At 72.8% G+C, this 17,796-nt stretch carries 16 protein-coding genes; 12 read left to right on the top strand and 4 right to left on the bottom strand.

Translation table 11 applies throughout. From position 1 onward, the window contains the following. The first annotated feature begins 271 nt into the window (after nucleotides 1–271). The 3 genes from ACIP5K_RS22305 (at nucleotide 272) to hutI (ending at nucleotide 4,243) form a co-directional block, all read left to right on the top strand. The gene (locus tag ACIP5K_RS22305; RefSeq protein ID WP_401412282.1) at nucleotides 272–1,483 is read left to right on the top strand and encodes an allantoate amidohydrolase; all 1,212 of its coding nucleotides are present in this window, start codon (nucleotides 272–274) and stop codon (nucleotides 1,481–1,483) included. Beyond that, nucleotides 1,474–2,823: a formimidoylglutamate deiminase gene (locus ACIP5K_RS22300; protein WP_401412280.1), complete on the top strand. Its 1,350-nt coding sequence runs from the start codon at nucleotides 1,474–1,476 to the stop codon at nucleotides 2,821–2,823. The genes ACIP5K_RS22305 and ACIP5K_RS22300 overlap by 10 nt, the downstream gene beginning before the upstream one ends. Nucleotides 2,824–3,064: 241 nt before the next feature. Further along, on the top strand, nucleotides 3,065–4,243 hold the full coding sequence (hutI, locus tag ACIP5K_RS22295; protein WP_401411949.1) for an imidazolonepropionase: 1,179 nt from the start codon (nucleotides 3,065–3,067) through the stop codon (nucleotides 4,241–4,243). A gap of 20 nt (nucleotides 4,244–4,263) precedes the next feature. Here hutI and ACIP5K_RS22290 read toward each other — a convergent pair whose 3' ends face one another. Continuing rightward, a complete protein-coding gene (locus ACIP5K_RS22290; RefSeq protein ID WP_401411948.1) occupies nucleotides 4,264–5,403 on the bottom strand; it encodes a lipid II:glycine glycyltransferase FemX in 1,140 nt (379 codons plus the stop codon). 232 nt (nucleotides 5,404–5,635) lie between these two features. Here ACIP5K_RS22290 and ACIP5K_RS22285 point away from each other — a divergent pair, with 232 nt between their 5' ends. Next, a complete protein-coding gene (locus tag ACIP5K_RS22285) occupies nucleotides 5,636–6,304 on the top strand; it encodes a DUF4097 family beta strand repeat-containing protein (RefSeq protein WP_401411947.1) in 669 nt (222 codons plus the stop codon). 101 nt (nucleotides 6,305–6,405) lie between these two features. Here the strand turns inward: ACIP5K_RS22285 and ACIP5K_RS22280 are convergent, their stop codons facing one another. Beyond that, nucleotides 6,406–7,347, bottom strand: coding sequence for an RNA polymerase sigma factor SigF (locus ACIP5K_RS22280; protein ID WP_401411945.1), 942 nt, complete (start codon nucleotides 7,345–7,347; stop codon nucleotides 6,406–6,408). Nucleotides 7,348–7,597: 250 nt separating this feature from the next. Between ACIP5K_RS22280 and ACIP5K_RS22275 the strand changes: the two genes are divergently transcribed. The 6 genes from ACIP5K_RS22275 (at nucleotide 7,598) to ACIP5K_RS22250 (ending at nucleotide 13,058) form a co-directional block, all read left to right on the top strand. Further along, a complete protein-coding gene (locus tag ACIP5K_RS22275) occupies nucleotides 7,598–7,969 on the top strand; it encodes an STAS domain-containing protein (protein WP_401411943.1) in 372 nt (123 codons plus the stop codon). A 239-nt stretch (nucleotides 7,970–8,208) separates the two neighbouring features. Beyond that, nucleotides 8,209–8,700 carry an ATP-binding protein gene (locus ACIP5K_RS22270; RefSeq protein ID WP_401411942.1) on the top strand — a complete coding sequence of 164 codons (492 nt, stop codon included), beginning with the start codon at nucleotides 8,209–8,211 and terminating at the stop codon, nucleotides 8,698–8,700. Nucleotides 8,701–8,857: 157 nt separating this feature from the next. Further along, nucleotides 8,858–9,604 (top strand): LPXTG cell wall anchor domain-containing protein, encoded by a 747-nt coding sequence (locus tag ACIP5K_RS22265; protein WP_401411940.1) that lies wholly within the window; start codon nucleotides 8,858–8,860, stop codon nucleotides 9,602–9,604. Further along, nucleotides 9,605–10,558, top strand: a complete 954-nt coding sequence (locus tag ACIP5K_RS22260) for a hypothetical protein (RefSeq protein ID WP_401411938.1) — start codon at nucleotides 9,605–9,607, stop codon at nucleotides 10,556–10,558. Then, entirely contained in the window at nucleotides 10,555–11,676 is a 1,122-nt protein-coding gene (locus ACIP5K_RS22255) for a hypothetical protein (RefSeq protein ID WP_401411936.1), read from the top strand. The genes ACIP5K_RS22260 and ACIP5K_RS22255 overlap by 4 nt, the downstream gene beginning before the upstream one ends. 38 nt (nucleotides 11,677–11,714) lie before the next feature. Further along, nucleotides 11,715–13,058, top strand: coding sequence for a hypothetical protein (locus ACIP5K_RS22250; protein ID WP_401412279.1), 1,344 nt, complete (start codon nucleotides 11,715–11,717; stop codon nucleotides 13,056–13,058). Between the two features lie 66 nt (nucleotides 13,059–13,124). Here ACIP5K_RS22250 and ACIP5K_RS22245 read toward each other — a convergent pair whose 3' ends face one another. Then, nucleotides 13,125–14,618, bottom strand: a complete 1,494-nt coding sequence (locus ACIP5K_RS22245) for a peptide MFS transporter (protein ID WP_401411934.1) — start codon at nucleotides 14,616–14,618, stop codon at nucleotides 13,125–13,127. A gap of 513 nt (nucleotides 14,619–15,131) precedes the next feature. Here ACIP5K_RS22245 and ACIP5K_RS22240 point away from each other — a divergent pair. Continuing rightward, on the top strand, nucleotides 15,132–15,809 hold the full coding sequence (locus ACIP5K_RS22240; protein WP_018529729.1) for a response regulator transcription factor: 678 nt from the start codon (nucleotides 15,132–15,134) through the stop codon (nucleotides 15,807–15,809). A gap of 46 nt (nucleotides 15,810–15,855) precedes the next feature. Beyond that, the gene (locus ACIP5K_RS22235) at nucleotides 15,856–17,124 is read left to right on the top strand and encodes an ATP-binding protein (protein WP_401411933.1); all 1,269 of its coding nucleotides are present in this window, start codon (nucleotides 15,856–15,858) and stop codon (nucleotides 17,122–17,124) included. Nucleotides 17,125–17,136: 12 nt separating this feature from the next. On the opposite strand, the gene ACIP5K_RS22230 is transcribed toward ACIP5K_RS22235, so the two are convergent. Beyond that, nucleotides 17,137–17,676, bottom strand: coding sequence for a GtrA family protein (locus ACIP5K_RS22230; RefSeq protein ID WP_401411932.1), 540 nt, complete (start codon nucleotides 17,674–17,676; stop codon nucleotides 17,137–17,139). Nucleotides 17,677–17,796: the final 120 nt, after the last annotated feature.

Raw genomic sequence — 17,796 nt, 5'->3', positions numbered from 1 at the left:
TGTTGGTGCCGGCGGGACCACCCGCCGCACGCCCTTGCGGAAGGCGTTCCGGGCGTGCTCCCGGTGGTCGGGGGACGGGGCCCGGCGCCCGGGGTGGCGCCGGGCCGAGGTGTTGACTAGATCTATTCAGGCGACGAGTATGTGAATATCGAATGCACCGTGGCGTCGCCGACGTCCGTGGGCCGGGAGGCGCTCCGATGCGAGAGGACGACAGCCTGTGAGTACTCAAGACCCGTCGGGGACGCGGGACGGGGGAGCGGGCTTCCTGGAGATGTGGCGCGACCTCCTCCCCGTCGGCCGCGACGAGGACACCCGCGGCTACCGCCGGCACGCCTGGACCGGCGCCGACGCCGACTGCCGCGCCTGGTTCCGCGACCAGGCCGAGTCCCGCGGCCTGACCTACGAGCTGGACCGCAACGGCAACCAGTGGGCCTGGCTCGGCGACCCGCTGGCCGGCGACGCCGTCGTCACCGGCTCCCACCTGGACTCGGTCCCCGACGGCGGCGCCTTCGACGGCCCGCTCGGCGTGGTCTCCTCCTTCGCCGCGCTCGACGAACTCCGCCACAGGGGAGCGGAGTTCGCCAAGCCGTTCGCCATCACCAACTTCGGCGACGAGGAGGGCGCCCGGTTCGGCCTGGCCTGCGTCGGCTCCCGGCTCACCGGCGGCCACCTCACCCGCGAGGCCGCGCACCGGCTCACCGACGCCGACGGCGTCACGCTCCCGCAGGCGATGGAGCGCGCCGGGTACGACCCCGGGGCGATCGGCCCGGACCCCGAGCGCCTCGCCCGGATCGGCGCGTTCATCGAACTCCACGTCGAGCAGGGCCGCGCCCTCGACCTCTCCGGCGACGCCGTCGGCATCGCCAGCTCCATCTGGCCGCACGGCCGCTGGCGCTTCGACTTCGCGGGCGAGGCCAACCACGCGGGCACCACCCGCCTCGCCGACCGCCGCGACCCGATGCTGCCCTACGCGGAGACGGTGCTGGCGGCCCGCCGCGAGGCCCGGCTCGCCGGCGCCGTGGCCACCTTCGGCAAGATCTCCGTCGAGCCCAACGGCGTCAACGCCATCCCCTCGCTGGTCCGCGGCTGGCTGGACTCCCGCGCCGCCGGGCAGGACGCCCTCGACCGGACGGTCACCGCCATCGAGCGCGCGGCCCGCGAGTACGCCGACGCGCACGGCATCGACGTCACCCTCACCCGCGAGTCCTTCACCCCGGTCGTCGAGTTCGACCACGCGCTGCGCGACGAGCTCGCCCGCATCCTCGGCCTCGGCGCCGACCGCCCCGGCCTCGCGGTACCCGTCCTCGGCACCGGCGCGGGACACGACGCGGGGATCCTCGCCTCCGCGGTCCCCACCGCCATGCTGTTCGTGCGCAACCCGACGGGCGTCTCGCACTCCCCGGCCGAGACCGCCGCCGAGGACGACTGCCTCGCCGGGGTGCGCGCACTGGCCGACGTACTGGAAGGGCTGGCCTGCAAGTGACGACGACGTACTGGCTGGAGCACGCCTGGCTCGGCACCCACGTCGAGCCGGACGTGGCCGTCGACGTGACCCCCACCGACGGCGCCGGCCGCATCACGGCCGTGCGCACCGGCGTCCCCGCGCCGCCGCCCGGCGCGACGGCCCTGCGCGGCCTGACCCTGCCCGGCCTCGCCAACGCCCACAGCCACGCCTTCCACCGGGCGCTGCGCGCGACGGTGCAGGTCGGCTCCGGCACGTTCTGGACCTGGCGCGAGGTCATGTACGCGGTCGCGGAGCGGCTCACGCCGGACACCTACCACGCACTCGCGCGCGCCGTGTACGCGGAGATGGCGCTGACCGGCATCACGGCCGTCGGCGAGTTCCACTACGTGCACCACGCCCCCGGCGGCGCCCGCTACGCCGACCCGAACGCGATGGGCGAGGCACTGATCGCGGCCGCCGCCGACGCCGGGATCCGGCTCACCCTCCTCGACACGGCGTACGTCTCCGCCGGCTTCGGCAAGGAGCCCGACCGCCACCAGCTCCGCTTCTCCGACGGCACCACCGAGGCCTGGGCCGAGCGGGCGTCGCTGCTGACCGGCCGGCCGCACGCCCGGATCGGCGCCGCCGTGCACTCCGTCCGCGCGGTCCCCGCCGACCAGCTGGCGACGGTCGCCGCGTGGGCCGCCGAGCGGGACGCGCCGCTGCACGTCCACCTCTCCGAGCAGACCGCCGAGAACGACGCCTGCCTCGCCGCCCACGGCCGGACGCCGACCCAGCTGCTCGCCGACCACGGGGTGCTGGGCGCGCGCACCACCGGCGTCCACAACACCCACCTCACCGACACCGACATCAAGCTGATCGGCGACACGTCCACCGGCACCTGCATGTGCCCGACCACCGAACGCGACCTGGCCGACGGCATCGGGCCCGCCGTCCCGCTCCAGCGGGCGGGATCGCCGCTCTGCCTCGGCTCGGACAGCCACGCCGTGATCGACCTCTTCGAGGAGGCGCGCGCGATGGAGCTGAACGAGCGGCTGCGCTCGCGCACCCGGGGCCACTGGACGGCGAACGCCCTGCTGCGCGCCGCCTCCGCCGACGGGCACGCGGCGCTGGGCTGGCCCGACGCCGGGGTGATCGAGCCCGGGGCGCTCGCCGATCTGGTCACGGTGACGCTGGACTCCGTACGGACGGTGGGGGCGCCGGCGCGGCTCGGGGCGGAGACGGCGGTGTTCTCGGCCAGCGGGGCCGACGTCACCGACGTGGTCGTGGGCGGGCGCCGGGTGGTACGCGACGGACACCACACCCTCATCCCCGACGCAGCCCCCGCCCTGACCAGAGCGATCACCGCCCTACGCTGACAACCCCGCCCGGCGAACGCCCCTTGAGGGGCGCGGGGAACTGCGCGACCGGCCCCCACCGGCCCGCGGACGGGGAACGACCCTTGAGGGGCGCGGGGAACTGCGCGACCGGCCCCCACCGGCCCGCGGACGGGGAACGACCCTTGAGGGGCGCGGGGAACTGCGCGACCAGCCCCCACCGGCCCGCAGAGACGAACGCACGCCAGGGGCAACCGCCCCCTCACCCCCACGGAGAGCACCCATGACGACGCAGACCTCCACGGCCATCACCCACATCGGCACCCTGGTCACCAACAACCCGGACCTCGGCACCGGCCCCCTCGGCCAGATCAAGGACGCCGCGCTCGTCATCGAGGGCGACCGCATCGCCTGGACGGGCCCGACGGACCGCGTCCCGGCCACCGACACCACCCAGGACGCCGGAGGCAGGACCGTGATCCCGGGCTTCGTCGACTCCCACTCCCACCTGGTCTTCGCCGGCGACCGCACCGAGGAGTTCAACGCCCGCATGTCCGGCCAGAGCTACCGCGCCGGAGGCATCCGCACGACGGTGGCCGCCACCCGCGCCGCCACGGACGCCGCGCTGGAGGCGAACCTCACCCACCACCTCGCGGAGGCGCTCCGCCAGGGCACGACCACCTTCGAGACGAAGTCGGGCTACGGCCTCACCACGGCCGACGAGGAACGCGCCCTGCGCATCGCCGCGGCCCACACCGACGAGGTCACCTTCCTCGGCGCCCACATCGTCTCCCCGGACTTCGCCGACGACCCGGCCGCCTACGTCGCGCTCGTGACCGGCGAGATGCTGGACGCCTGCGCCCCGCACGCCCGCTGGATCGACGTCTTCTGCGAGAAGGGCGCCTTCGACGGCGACCAGGCGCGCGCGATCCTCACCGCGGGCCGGGCCAGGGGCCTGCTCCCGCGCATCCACGCCAACCAGCTCTCCTACGGCCCGGGCGTCCAGCTCGCCGTGGAACTCGACGCGGCCTCGGCCGACCACTGCACCCACCTCACGGACGCCGACGTCGACGCCCTCGCCCACAGCGACACGGTGGCGACCCTGCTGCCCGGCGCCGAGTTCTCCACGCGCGCCGCCTGGCCGGACGCCCGCCGGCTGCTGGACGCGGGTGCCACGGTGGCCCTCTCCACGGACTGCAACCCCGGCTCGTCGTTCACGTCCTCGGTGCCGTTCTGCATCGCCCTCGCCGTACGGGACATGGGGATGACCCCCGACGAGGCGCTGTGGTCCGCGACGGCGGGCGGCGCCAGGGCGCTGCGCCGCACCGACGTCGGCCACCTGGCGCCCGGTGCGCGGGCCGACCTGGCGTTCCTGGACGCCCCCAGCCATGTGCACCTGGCGTACCGGCCGGGCGTGCCGCTGGTGTCGCAGGTCTGGCGGGCCGGGGCCCGCGTCGCCTGACGCACCGGGCCGGGGCCGGCTCAGCGGTGGCCGAGGTAGAACCCCAACGCCCGTTGCAGGACCCGCCCCTGGTGCCCGACGGGAAGCTCCCACTCGCCCAGGTACTCCACGGCCCGCCCGCCGGCCCCGGTCTCGAACCGCAGCCGGTCCAGCAGCCGGTTGTCCTCGGTGAGCAGCGGGCTGACGGCCCGCAGGTCGTACGTGGCCGCGCCCGCGTCCCGGGCGTCGCCCAGCATCCGCCACACCAGGGCGTTGCTGGGCCGCAGGTCGCGCCCCCGGTCGCCGGACGCGGCGTAGGAGTGCCAGACCCGCGACCCGACGGAGATCATCAGCGCGGCGGACAGCACCTCGCCGTCGTGTTCGGCGAGGCAGAGCCGGAGCCGGTCGTCGTGCTCGGCGTTCAGCGCCTGCCACATGCGGTCGAAGTACGCGGCGGGCCGCGCCTTGAACCCGTCCCGGGCGGCGGTGCGCACGTACAGCCGGTGGAAGGCGGGCAGGTCGGCGGCCGAGCCCCAGGCGACCCGGACGCCGGCGGCGGCCGAGGCCGCCAACTCCTCGCGCCAGTGCGGCGCGAGCCCGGCGCGCACGTCCGGCGCCGAGCGTCCGGCCAGCGGCACCTGGCACCCGTACCGCGGCTGCCCCACCCCGAACCCGGCGTCGTCGCCGTCCGCGCACGGCCGCCAGCCCAGCCGCCGCAGCCGCTCCCCGACCTCCAGCGCCGTGCCGTCGATGTGGTCGGCCGCCATCCCGTGCAGATGCCGGACGCCGCCGTCGGCGATGCCCTCGGCGACGGTGGCCGGCTCCCACTGCCGTACGACGAGCGGCGGCCCGATGCGCAGCGAGAACGCCCCGCGCTCGGTCACGTGCGCGACCAGCGGCTCCAGCCAGCGGCCCAGCCGCGGGTCGCGCCAGTCGATCGACGGCCCGTCGGGCAGGTAGGCGAGCGTGCGCCGGGTCCCCGGCAGCGTCCGGTACAGCACGAGCGCGGCGGCCGCCATGACCGGGCCGTCGAACCAGCCGACGCTCTCGGCCTCCCAGTCGGGCTTCACGGCGCCCCACTCGGGGATCTGGAGATGGCTCACGCCGGGATACAGGGTGAGGTGGGCCAGATGCTCCGCGCGGGAGACGCCGCGGACGGAGAGAGCGGGCTGGCTGGTCATGGCAGGTGAGGGCTCCTGTTCTGCGGCGGCCAGCCTAAGCCCTCCGGAGCGTTCACCCCCATTCATTGCAATGAAATGAGAGACGGCTGTTGCGTTAACTCCACCTCGGTTGCAATGAAATACCCGCTCCCACCTGGGAGTTGCGCAGTCCGACGCAACAAAGCCATTGAGGAAATTGTGAACGCAACGTAGCGTTTCTCTCATCGGAAACAACGATTCCCAGGAGAGAACGATGCAGAGCTTCACCACCCCCGCCCCCGTCACCGCCGTCCTCGCCCTCCCCGCCGCCCGGGTCCGCCTCGTCGCGGCCGACCGGCCCGACACCACCGTCGAGGTCCGCCCCGCGACCGCCGGCCGCAGCCGCGACGAGCAGGCCGCCGAGCGGACCGCCGTCTCCTGCGCGGACGGCGTGCTGCGGATCGAGGCACCCGGCGCCGGACACCGGTCCCTCGGCCCGTCCGGCGCGGTCGAGGTGACCGTCCACCTGCCCGCGGGATCGCACGTCGAGACCGCGGCGGCCTGCGGCGCGCTGCACGCCGAGGGCCGGCTCGGCGACGTCGTCGTCGAGGGCGCCCTCGGTCCGGTCGACCTGGCCGAGGCGGCGAGCGCCCGGATCACCCTCCAGGACGGCGCCATCACCATCGGGCGCCTCGCCGGGGACGGCGAACTCACCACGCAGCGCGGCGATCTGACGGTCGTCCAGGCCGTCGCGGGGACCCTGACGCTGCGCACCCGGCAGGGCGACATCACCGTCGGCGCCGCCCCGGGCACCTCCGCGACGCTCGACGCCCGCACCGGTCACGGCCGGGTGGCCGACTCCCTGAAGAATACCGGCGGCACTCCGGCCCTGGCCGTCCGGGCGGACACCTCGCAGGGCGACATCGCCGCCCGCGGCCTGTGATCCGTGCGGCGCCGGACAGAAAGAACGAGCGGGCCCGGCCCCCGGGGATCGGGGAGGCGGGCCCGCTCGTGCGGGGAACCGTAAGGGACCGTCCGGAGGGCTCACTCCTCCACCGTCAGCCCCTTGCGCAGACGGACCAGCGTGCGCGACAGCAGCCGCGACACGTGCATCTGCGAGATTCCCAGTTCGTCGCCGATCTCCGACTGGGTCATGTTCGCCACGAAGCGCAGGGACAGGATCTTGCGGTCGCGCGCCGGGAGTTCGGCGATCAGCGGCTTGAGGGACTCGACGTACTCGATGCCCTCCAGGCCGTGGTCCTCGTAGCCGATGCGGTCCGCGAGGGCGCCCTCGGAGTCGTCCTCCTCCGGCTGCGCGTCGAGCGAGCTGGCGGTGTAGGCGTTGGACGCCGCCATGCCCTCGACGACCTCTTCGTTCGTGATGCCCAGGCGTTCGGCGAGCTCGCCCACCGTGGGGGCGCGATCGAGCTGCTGGGCGAGTTCGTCGCCCGCCTTGGCGAGGTCGAGACGGAGTTCCTGGAGGCGCCGCGGTACGCGCACCGACCAGGAGGTGTCGCGGAAGAAGCGCTTGATCTCGCCGACGATGGTCGGCATCGCGAACGTGGGGAACTCGACGCCCCGGCTCAGCTCGAAGCGGTCGATCGCCTTGATCAGGCCGATGGTGCCGACCTGGATGATGTCCTCCATCGGCTCGCTGCGGGAGCGGAACCGGGAGGCCGCGAACTTCACCAGGGCGAGATTGAGCTCGACCAGCGTGTTGCGGACATAGGAAAAGTCGTGGGTGCCCTCTTCGAGGGACTCAAGGCGCGCGAAGAGCGTCTTGGAGAGCGCTCGGGCGTCGAGTGGGGCAACTTCGTCGTAAGGGGGGATCTCCGGCAGGCCGTCGAGCCCGTCCAGGGAGTCCGCCGGGGTGCCGGACGGGACCGAAGCGCTGGCGTCGGCGTCGGCACGCGGTTCCGGGGGGAGAGTCGACGCCGCCTGGTCAGGACGCGATTCGTCGAGCCGGGGTGACATGATGTCCTCCATCGTTCTCGGCATATGGCTGCCGATGCCAATACGTGCACTGCGGTGTGCGGCGCCTCCGAAGCCGGCCGTGTCGATTGGTGTCCTTACTAGGCCTACCCGGTTTCCACATCGAGTCGCAAGTGCGCTTGATGGTGAAATGTCCGATTCCTAGGGGTTGTTCGGATGCCAGGGCATGTCAGGAAGGCGTAGTGTGCGAGGGCGTCAACCGCACGTCGTCAGCAGCGCAGAGCTTGAGCGGGAGAGGGTCGTCATGGACCGCGGGACAGTCGGCAGCGCCAACCGGGGCCGGCTTCTGGTCGAGGTGCGGCAGGAGGGCTCCAGTGCCGTGGTGACACCGGCGGGTGAGCTGGATCACCACACGGCCGATCTGCTGCGCGAACCCCTGGATGAATGCCTCACGAACGGACTTTCCCGTCTGGTCGTCGACTGTTCACGCCTGGAGTTCTGCGACTCGACGGGGCTGAACGTACTGCTCGGCGCGCGCCTCAAGGCCGAGGCCGCGGGCGGCGGGGTCCACCTGGCCGGGATGCTGCCGGTGGTGGCCCGGGTCTTCGAGATCACCGGCGCGGAGGCCGTTTTTACCGTGCACGCATCCCTGGAAGCGGCGCTCGCCGCGGAGTGATGCGGAGCCTCCCGAAGGGCGCACACGCGCGAGACGCAGAAGTTACGCTCCGGTTGTCCGTACGTGATCGGGGCGTTACCGGCGTCACAGGGTCTCCACGCATGTAAGGGGTGTTCGCTCCGCGCCTTCGGGCAGGAGACCCCCGACAGGGGCGCCCGCGCCCCGGCCCCCACCCCTGAACTTCTGAACCCTTGAACTCTTGAACCTGACATTTGGTGAATCGGTGAGGTGAAGTGCTGATGAGCGCCACCCGGCCTTACTCGCCGGGCGACCACGGCCCCGGGTCCGGCGACGAGCCGGCCGCTGGGGACCGCCGGGTTCGCAGGCTGAGCCTCGACGGCGAGAGCGGCATCGTGCCGCTGGCCCGTGACTTCACCCGGGAGGCGCTCCAGGCCTGGGGCTGGCTGCCGGCCGAGTCCGCGGACCGCCGCGCCGCCGCGGAGGACGTCCTGCTCGTCGTCTCCGAGCTGGTCACCAACGCCTGCCTGCACGCCGAGGGACCGGACGAGATCGCGCTGTTCTACGGCGACTCCCCGGCCAACAAGGTGCTGCGCATCGAGGTCACCGACCACGGCGCCGGTGAACCGGCGCCGCGCACCCCGCACCGCGCCGGCCGCCCCGGCGGACACGGCATGTTCATCGTCCAGCGGCTCTGCCTGGACTGGGGGGTCGTGCGCACCCCCGGGGTCGCGGGCAAGACCGTCTGGGCCGAGGTGGGCGCCCCCGCCTGACCCGCCCCGCGGGCCCCTTCCGCACGCCGTCACGAGCACGCCGGATCGTCTTCGATCCGGCGTGCTCTTTGTCTTCCCTCGGCAAGGTCCCCGGCGTACCTTGAGCCACCCGCATCTGATGAACCGTCAGTAACCGTCGGTGTGAAGGGATTTCAAGGTGTCGTACCGCTCGTACCAGAAACGAACCGCCGCGTACGCGCTCAGCGCGGCCCTGGCCGGCTCGGCGGTGCTGATGGCCGCCCCCACCGCTTCGGCCACGGTGCAGGACGTCAACTATCAGTGCAAAACGCCCATCGGCAACAAGGGGGCCGTCTCCCCGATCGACATGAAGTCGGTCAAGAGCGGCAGTGGCTACAAGATCACGATGTCCTTCCAGAAGGGCGTCTCCTCCAGCCCGGTCGAGCTCGGCAAGGGCGCGATGAAGCCCAGCGCCGTCATCAGGATCGGCGGCGCGGACAGCGGTCAGCTGGCGGTCTCCGGGGCGCCGAACACGGCGGCGATCCCCGCCAACACGCCCATCAAGATCAGCGATCTGAGCGGCACCTACACGCCGAAGAAGAGCGGCAAGGTGACGTTCACGGCGGGCGTGCTGACCATCAAGGCGCTGGGCACCACGACGACCTGCACCCCGTCGAACAACCCCAAGCCGTCCCTGGAACTGGACGTCAAGGCGGCGGGCGGCGGCTCGGGCTCCACCGGCTCGACCGGTTCGACCGGTTCCACGGGCTCGACCGGGTCGACGGGCTCCTCCGGCTCCGGGTCGTCCTCCTCGGGCGGCTCCTCGCTTCCCCAGACGGGGCCGGAGGACTCGGCGATCGCGCTCGGCACCCTGGGCGGCACGGTGCTCCTCGCCGGAGCGGCCGGAGCGCTGTGGCTGACCCGCAGGAACCAGTCGGCGCGGTAGATGGCGCGCCGTCAGGAGCGCGGGGAACTGCGCGAGCAACCACGCACGGCGCGCACCCGCACCGCACTCCCGCGCTCCCGCGGCGCGTGGGCGCTGGGCGCGGCCCTGGCCGCGCTCCTGCTCACGACGCCTGCCACCGCGGCCCCGCCGCGGTGGACCATCGCCCCCTCGGCGGGCGGCGGCACCCGCCCCGCCGCCGACGACGGCCGCCCGTACATCTACGCGGAGGGCGACCCCGGCAGCGTCCTGGAGGACAGGGTGGCCGTCACCAACCCCACCGGGAAGGCGCTGCGCGTCACCCTGCGCGGCGCCGACGCGGACAACGCCGCCGACGGCACCCTCGGCCTGCGGGCGGGCGTGCGGGACACCGGCGCCTGGATCCGCTTCGCCGACCCGAGCGTGCGGATCCCGGCCCGCACCCGCGCCGAGGTCCCCTTCACGGTGACGGTCCCCGCGGGCGCCACCCCGGGCGACCACCCGGGCGCGATCGTCGCCGCGGGCGGCGGCCGCAGCGCCGGGGTCAGCGTCCGGCTGCGGGTCGGCGGGCCCACCCTCGCCGCGCTCACCGTCGAGCGGGTCCGGGTGCGGCACGGGGACGTGATCGCGTACGACGTCGTGAACCGCGGGAACACGATCCTCACCCCCCGCCTGGCCGTGCGCGCCCGCGGCGTCCTCGGCACCGTCCTCGACCGGCGCGCCCGCACCCTGCCCGTCGACGTGCTCCCGGGCCGCCGGGTCACGCTCACCGAGCCCTGGCCCGGCGCGCCCGCGCTCGACTCGGTGGACGTGCGGGTGACGGTCACCGCGGCGGGCGGCGCGTCGGACTCGGCGACGACGACCGCCCGGTTCGTGCCGTGGGGCGTGCTCGGCGGCGCCCTGGCGGTGCTCGCCGGGGCGGCCTGCGCCGCCTGCTGGTACGTACGCAACCACCGGGAACGAAGGGGATCGACATGAACCGCCGCAGCGCCCGCGCACCGCGGCTGCTGACCGTCCTGGCCCTCGTCGCCGCCCTCGTGGCGGGCGCCGCGCCATGGGCGCCGGCCGCCGACGGCAGGCCCACCGTCACGCTCTCCGCGTCCCAGGCGGGGACGGGCGGTTCGATCACCGTGAAGGGCGCGGGCTGGGGCCCGAAGGCGCTGCTGATGCTGCTGGTCTGCGGGCAGGCGACCCCGGCCCGCGGCGTCGTCGGCGGCACCAACTCCTGCGCCAACGCCGACGGGCTCGCCGTCACCACCGACTCCGCGGGCACGTTCCGGAAGAGGCTGCCGGTCGCCGAGCCGCCCGCCGCCTGCCCCTGCGTCGTGCACGTCGCGACCGCGACCGGGCCCAAGGCGCAGGCGGACGCCGCCTTCCAGGTCGCCGGGCATCCGGTGAAGCCGCTGCCGAAGGAGTCCGGCACCGGACGGCTGTCGATGGTCGCCGACACCCGGCTCGACGGATCGAGCGGCGTCCTCACCTGGTTCGGGGCGCCGCCCTCGCGCTCGTTCGTCTTCACCGTCGGCAACGTCGGGACGACCCCGGTCAAGGACCCCGTCTTCCAGGTCGGCACCTCGCACGGCGTGTTCGCCCCGCAGTGGGAGGAGCAGCAGTGGCGCGGCACCGTCGAACCGGGCCGCAAGGCGCGCATCGAGCTGCCCGTCGAGCTGACCGCCGGTGCCCACGGCAGCTATCTGGTGTCGCTGAAGTACGGCGGGAAGGTCCTCGCGGAGCAGCCCTGGGGCGTGGGCCGCCCGTGGGGCGTGACGCTCTTCTGGCTGCTGCTGTGCGTCGTCGTGCCGGCCGCCGTCTTCCGGATCGGCATGGCGGTCGTGGACCGGATCCGGCCGCGCGACCGGTACGGGGCGCAGGGCCGGCACCGCGGGCGCCGGCTGGCCCGGCTCGGCGCGCGCGTACCGGGACTGAGGCCCCCTCGGCAGGACCCGCCACCGGCCGGGCGGCCCCTTGGGCCGGCGCCGGACACCTCCCCGAACACCCTGCCCTGGTTCGCCCCGGACACCGGTCCCAGCGCCCCGGAGGCCGGGCAGCTCTCCGCACCGTCCGACAACAGCACGACGACGAAAGGAAATCCGTGAACACCGAACGGAGAGTGAGCGCGGCCGGAGTCGCCCTGATGCTCGGCGGGGCGGGACTGCTGTTCCTCGCGTCCCCCGCGCAGGCCGCCGACGTCTCGTACGAGACCGAGTGCGTGCCGCCCGCGATCTCCGGCCTCGACCCCGTCCAGGGCACCACGCAGGTGGAGATCACCGCGCCCGCGACGGCGAAGGTCGGCGACGAGGTGCAGGTGACCTGGAAGTTCGTGCAGGCCGCCTCCAAGAACCCGGACGTCCTCGACCTCGACGCCAACACCGTGCAGCCCACCGGCACGCTGAAGACGGCCGGGGCGCAGACCGGGAACGTGGCGATGAGCGGGCCGCGCGAGAACCCGGCGATCCCCAAGAACAGTCCGATGAAGCTGTCCTCGATGACGGGCAAGGTCAAGCTGACCGCCGCCGGTGACGTGACGCTGACCCCGGACGCGTACAACATCAACGTCAACAAGCCCCTGTCGACCGACACCAAGTGCACGCCGAAGGAGACGGTGAAGCCCGGGGCGACCATCAAGGTCTCGGACGGCGGCGGGAGTTCGGACGGCGGCACCACCGATTCGGGCGGCACCACGGATTCGGGCGGTACCACCGATTCGGGCGGTACCACCGACTCCGGGGGCACCACCGATTCGGGCGGCACCACCGACTCCGGGGGGACCACCACCGCGGGCGGCTCCGGCGCGGCGGGCACGTCCGGCGGCTCCGGCGGGCAGACCGACCTCACCGGCAAGGAGGTCTCCGTCCCGTACGCCTGCAAGACCCCCATCGGCGACAAGAACGCCACGTCCCCGGTGCAGATCAACGCGAAGAAGGACGGCGGGAACTACGCCCTGACCGTCCAGTTCAAGAAGTCCGTGATGGACAGCCCCGCCGACATCCCGGCCGACTCGGTCAAGCCGTCGATGGAGGTGAAGCTGGGCGGCGCCGACAAGGGCACCGTCCACGTCGAGGGCCCCACCAACAAGGAGGCCATCAAGTCCGGTGCGCCGATCGCGGTCCCGGACCTGACCGGCACCTACAAGCCGGGCGCCGACGGCAGGTCGACGCTGTCGCCGGGCGTCCTCACCGTGGAGGCGCTGGGCACGACCACCACCTGCACGCCGACCACGAACGCGGTCTCCCTGGAGATCGACACCACGGCCGTGGAGGGCGGCGCCTCGGGCTCCGGCTCGGGCGCGGCCGGCGGTGCGGCCGCGGGTTCGGCGGGCGGTTCGGCGGGCGGTTCCGCCGCGAGCGGCGGCCTCGCCGAGACCGGCGCCTCGAACGACGGCGCCCTGCGCGCCCTCGGCCTGGTGGCCGGCACGGTGATCCTGCTGGGCGGCGCGGTCTTCACGTTCCTGCCGCGGCGCCGGGCGGCCAGGAGGTGACACACGCACGAGGGCCCGGTCCGCACCGTGGGGTGCGGGCCGGGCCCGTGCGCGTGCGGGGCCGCGTCAGCTGACGGAGCCCATCAGCCTCTTGACCTTGTTGCGGTACATCCAGAAGCCGAGACCGGCGGCGACGGCGATGAGCACCTCGGCGGCGACGGCCCCCTTGGTGTTCAGGTTCACGCCCGACGTCGAGAGCAGGGCGGTGACCGAGTCGCCCGCGGTGACCGCGAGGAACCAGACGCCCATCATCTGGCCGGTGTACTTGGCCGGGGCCATCTTCGTCGTGACCGACAGGCCGACGGGGGAGAGGCACAGCTCGCCGATGGTCTGGACGAAGTAGATCGCCACCAGCCACATCGGGGAGACCTTGCCGCCGTTGGCGGCGGTGTCGATCAGCGGGATCAGGAAGACGGCGAAGGAGATGCCGATGAGCACCAGCGACGACGCGAACTTCACCGCCGTGCTCGGCTCCTTGCCGCGCTTGTTCAGCCACAGCCAGGCCGACGCGAGCACCGGGGCGAACGCCATGATCATGATCGGGTTCAGCGACTGGTACCACGAGGTCGGGAAGTCGAACCCGAGCAGCGAGTTGGTGGTCGACTCCTCGCCGAAGATCGACAGGGTCGAGCCGTTCTGGTCGTAGATCATCCAGAAGATGGCGGCGACGACGAAGAACCAGATGTAGCCGGAGACCTTGGACTGCTCGTCGTCCGTCAGGTCCTTGTCGCGCTTCATGCGGGCCAGGACCAGGACCGGGATGACCAGGCCGATGATCGACAGCGGGACCAGGATCCAGTTCAGCGTGTAGTGCCCGGTCGACACGACGATCAGGTAGAAGACGGCCGCGCCGATCGCCCAGTAGAGCGACTGCTTCAGCGCCTTGGCGCGCTCCTGCTTGGTGGCCGGCTTGACCACGACGTCGCTCTCGGCGCTCAGGTGGCGGCTGCCGAGCAGGAACTGGACCAGGCCGAGGGCCATGCCGACCGCGGCGAGCGCGAAGCCGAAGTGCCAGTTGACGTTCTCGCCGACGGTGCCGATGGTCAGCGGGGCGAGGAAGCCACCGACGTTGATGCCGATGTAGAAGACGGTGAAGCCGGCGTCGCGGCGCGGGTCCTGCGGGCCCTTGTACAGGTGGCCGACCATCGTGGAGATGTTGGCCTTCAGCAGGCCCGAGCCGAGGGCGACCAGGCCGAGACCCGCGAAGAAGGAGCCCGCGGTGGGCAGCGCGAGCGTGATGTGGCCGAGGATCACGATGCCCGAGCCGATGATCACGGTCTTGCGGGGACCCCAGAAGCGGTCGGCGAACCAACCGCCGGGCATGGCGAGCAGGTAGACCAGCGACAGGTAGACCGAGTAGATCGCCGTCGCCGTGGCCCCGTCCATGTGGAGGCCGCCGGGCGCGATCAGGTAGAGGGGGAGCAGGGCCCTCATGCCGTAGAAGCTGAAGCGCTCCCACATCTCGGTCATGAAGAGGGTGGCCAGTCCGCGGGGGTGGCCGAAGAAGGTCTTCTCAGGGCCAGGGGTGCTGGCCGAGTCCTTCGTCAGGCTGGACGCCATGGTCGATCCTTGTGGGGTTTCGGGACGCGCGCCGCACAGCGGCCGAGCGCCCGGTGGGGGGCGGCCGGCACCGGTCTCCCGCCAGCCTCCCCACGCCCGAGGGGGGAGGTGTCACAGCGGGATCCGGGATCCACACCCCGTCCACGCTTCCTTACGTGTTCCAGGGCCCGGCCACAGGTCATTGCTTTCAAGACTGGACGAGACCAGCCCGCACATGAAAAGGACCTTCGGGGCGCAGTGCGCTCCAAAGGTCCCCCATTAGTGCATCAGGCGTTTGGTCACCATACGACACGACAGTGCGGCATATGGAAGGACTTGAGAGATGGATCACAGGTACCCACGGAACCGTTCCGGAGATTCCAAGGTTTTCCCCAGGATCGCACTTCGAAGTCCGAGAAGGTAATCACGCGGGACGCGGCTCCGCCCGTCCCCGGCGCCCGTGCGGGACCCGCCCCGGGCGCATACCGGCGGATCGCCCCACGGCCCTCGTCCGGCGCGGACTACCATCACCCCATGACCCGTGTACTGCTCGCCGAGGACGACGCGTCCATCTCGGAGCCGCTGGCCCGCGCCCTGCGCCGGGAGGGGTACGAGGTGGAAGTGCGCGAGGACGGCCCCACCGCCCTCGACGCCGGACTACAGGGAAGCATCGACCTCGTCGTCCTCGACCTCGGCCTGCCCGGGATGGACGGCCTGGAGGTGGCCCGGCGGCTGCGCGCCGAGGGGCACACGGTGCCGATCCTCATCCTCACCGCGCGCGCCGACGAGGTGGACACGGTCGTCGGCCTGGACGCCGGCGCCGACGACTACGTCACCAAGCCGTTCCGCCTCGCCGAGCTGCTCGCCCGGGTCCGGGCGCTGCTGCGGCGCGGCGCCGCCGAGCCCAAGGAGGCCCCGGCCACCCACGGCGTCCGGATCGACGTCGAGTCGCACCGGGCCTGGATGGGCGACGAGGAGCTCCAGCTCACCGCCAAGGAGTTCGACCTGCTGCGGGTGCTCGTGCGCGACGCGGGCCGGGTCGTGACCCGCGACCAGCTGATGCGCGAGGTCTGGGACACCACCTGGTGGTCGTCGACCAAGACGCTCGACATGCACATCTCCTGGCTCCGCAAGAAGCTCGGCGACGACGCGGCGAACCCGCGCTACATCGCCACCGTGCGCGGCGTCGGCTTCCGCTTCGAGAAGAGCTGAGCGGCGCCGCCGCCGCGGCGCCGCGCCGTCCGGGAGACTGGGACGCATGCGCCGCCGACTGATCAACTCCACGCTCGCCGTCGTCCTGGTCGTGATCGCCGTGTTCGGGATCTCCCTCGTCATCGTGGAGACCCGGACCATCACCAACAGCGCCCAGGAGCGGGTGCAGTCGGAGGCCGTCCGGCTCGCCTCGATCGTGGACAGCCGCATGCTCAGCGACGAGCTGATCAGCGGCGACGTCCTGAAGAACCAGGTCGCGGGGGAGCGCTGGGCGCTCATCGAGATGCCCGGCCGCGGCCCCATCGAGATCGGCTCCCGGCCGGGCGGCGAGGTCATCGCGTACACCGCCGACGGGGAACAGGGCGAGAAGGTCACCGTCGAGGAGCCGCGCTCCGAGGTGACCGCCGAGGTCGGCCGCACCCTGCTGCTCATCGCCGGGGTGGCGCTGCTCGCCATCGTGGCCGCCGTCCTGCTCGCCGTGCGCCAGGCGAACCGCCTCGCCTCCCCGCTCACCGACCTGGCCTCCACGGCGGAGCGCCTGGGCTCCGGCGACCCGCGCCCGCGGCACAAGCGCTACGGCGTGCCCGAGCTGGACCGGGTCGCCGATGTGCTGGACGGCTCCGCCGAGCGCATCGCCCGCATGCTGACCGCCGAGCGGCGGCTCGCCGCCGACGCCTCGCACCAGCTGCGCACCCCCCTCACGGCGCTCTCCATGCGCCTGGAGGAGATCACCATGACCGAGGACCTGGCGGAGGTGAAGGAGGAGGCGACGATCGCGCTCACCCAGGTCGAGCGGCTCACCGACGTCGTGGAGCGGCTGCTGACCAACGCCCGCGACCCGCGCACCGGCTCCGCCGTCACCTTCGACCTCGACGAGGTGATCAAGCAGCAGCTGGAGGAGTGGCGCCCGGCCTACCGCAGCGCGGGCCGCGCCATCGTCTCCTCCGGGAAGCACCACCTGACGGCGGTCGGCACCCCGGGCGCCGTCGCCCAGGTGCTCGCCGCACTGATCGAGAACTCGCTGATGCACGGCGGCGGCACCGTCGCCCTGCGCACCCGCGTCACCGGCAACCAGGCGGTCATCGAGGTCACGGACGAGGGCCCGGGCGTCCCCTCCGAGCTGGGCTCGCGGATCTTCGAGCGCACCATCAGCGGCCGGAACTCGACGGGCATCGGCCTCGCGGTCGCCCGCGACCTCGCCGAGGCCGACGGCGGCCGCCTGGAGATGCTCCAGGCGAGCCCGCCGGTCTTCGGCCTGTTCCTGTCCCGTACGCCGCTGAAGAAGCAGGCCGGGGACTCCGAGACGATCCGCTAGAGCGGGCCGCGCCTACTTGATGCGCTCGACCGGGGCGACCGGGGGAGTGGGCGTGCTGTCCAGGAACGATTCCGCGCTGGCCACGGCCTCCTTGGCGGGCAGCGCCCGGAACACCCAGGTGCGGTAGGACCAGAACCGGAACAGGGTCGCCAGACCCATCCCGAGGAACTTGAAGACGTTGCTCTGGAGCGGGCTGTCCCAGCCGAAGCCGTACGTGGCCAGGTACAGGACGCCGTTCTCGATCACCAGGCCGACCACGCTGAACAGCAGGAACAGGGTGAGTTCCTTGCCGCGGCCGCTCTTGTCGCGGTCGCGGTAGGTGAAGTACCGGAAGCCCACGTAGTTGAAGACGATGGCGACGACCGTGGCGATCACACTGGCCCGGACCACCTGGAGGTCGGTGCCGTGCCGCATCAGGTTGAAGACGCCGAAGTTCACGAGCACGCCCAGGGCACCGACGACGCCGAACTTGGCGATCTCCCGGGCCAGGCCGGCGAACCGCACCCGCAGTGCGCCGAGTCCCTTGGCCGGCCGGCCGGTCGTCACACTCATAAGCGTCGCCTCTACCCCCGTCGTCCCCGTGCGTTCGGTCACGCGGCCCCGCAGGAGCCGACCCAGCCATGCTAACCACGGGCCCCCGCGGGCGCCTGCGGACGGCGGTGACGGGATCGC

Source organism: Streptomyces sp. NPDC088785 (genome assembly GCF_044750685.1).
Lineage (GTDB): Bacteria > Actinomycetota > Actinomycetes > Streptomycetales > Streptomycetaceae > Streptomyces.
This window is presented reverse-complemented; position numbering and strand designations above follow the sequence as displayed.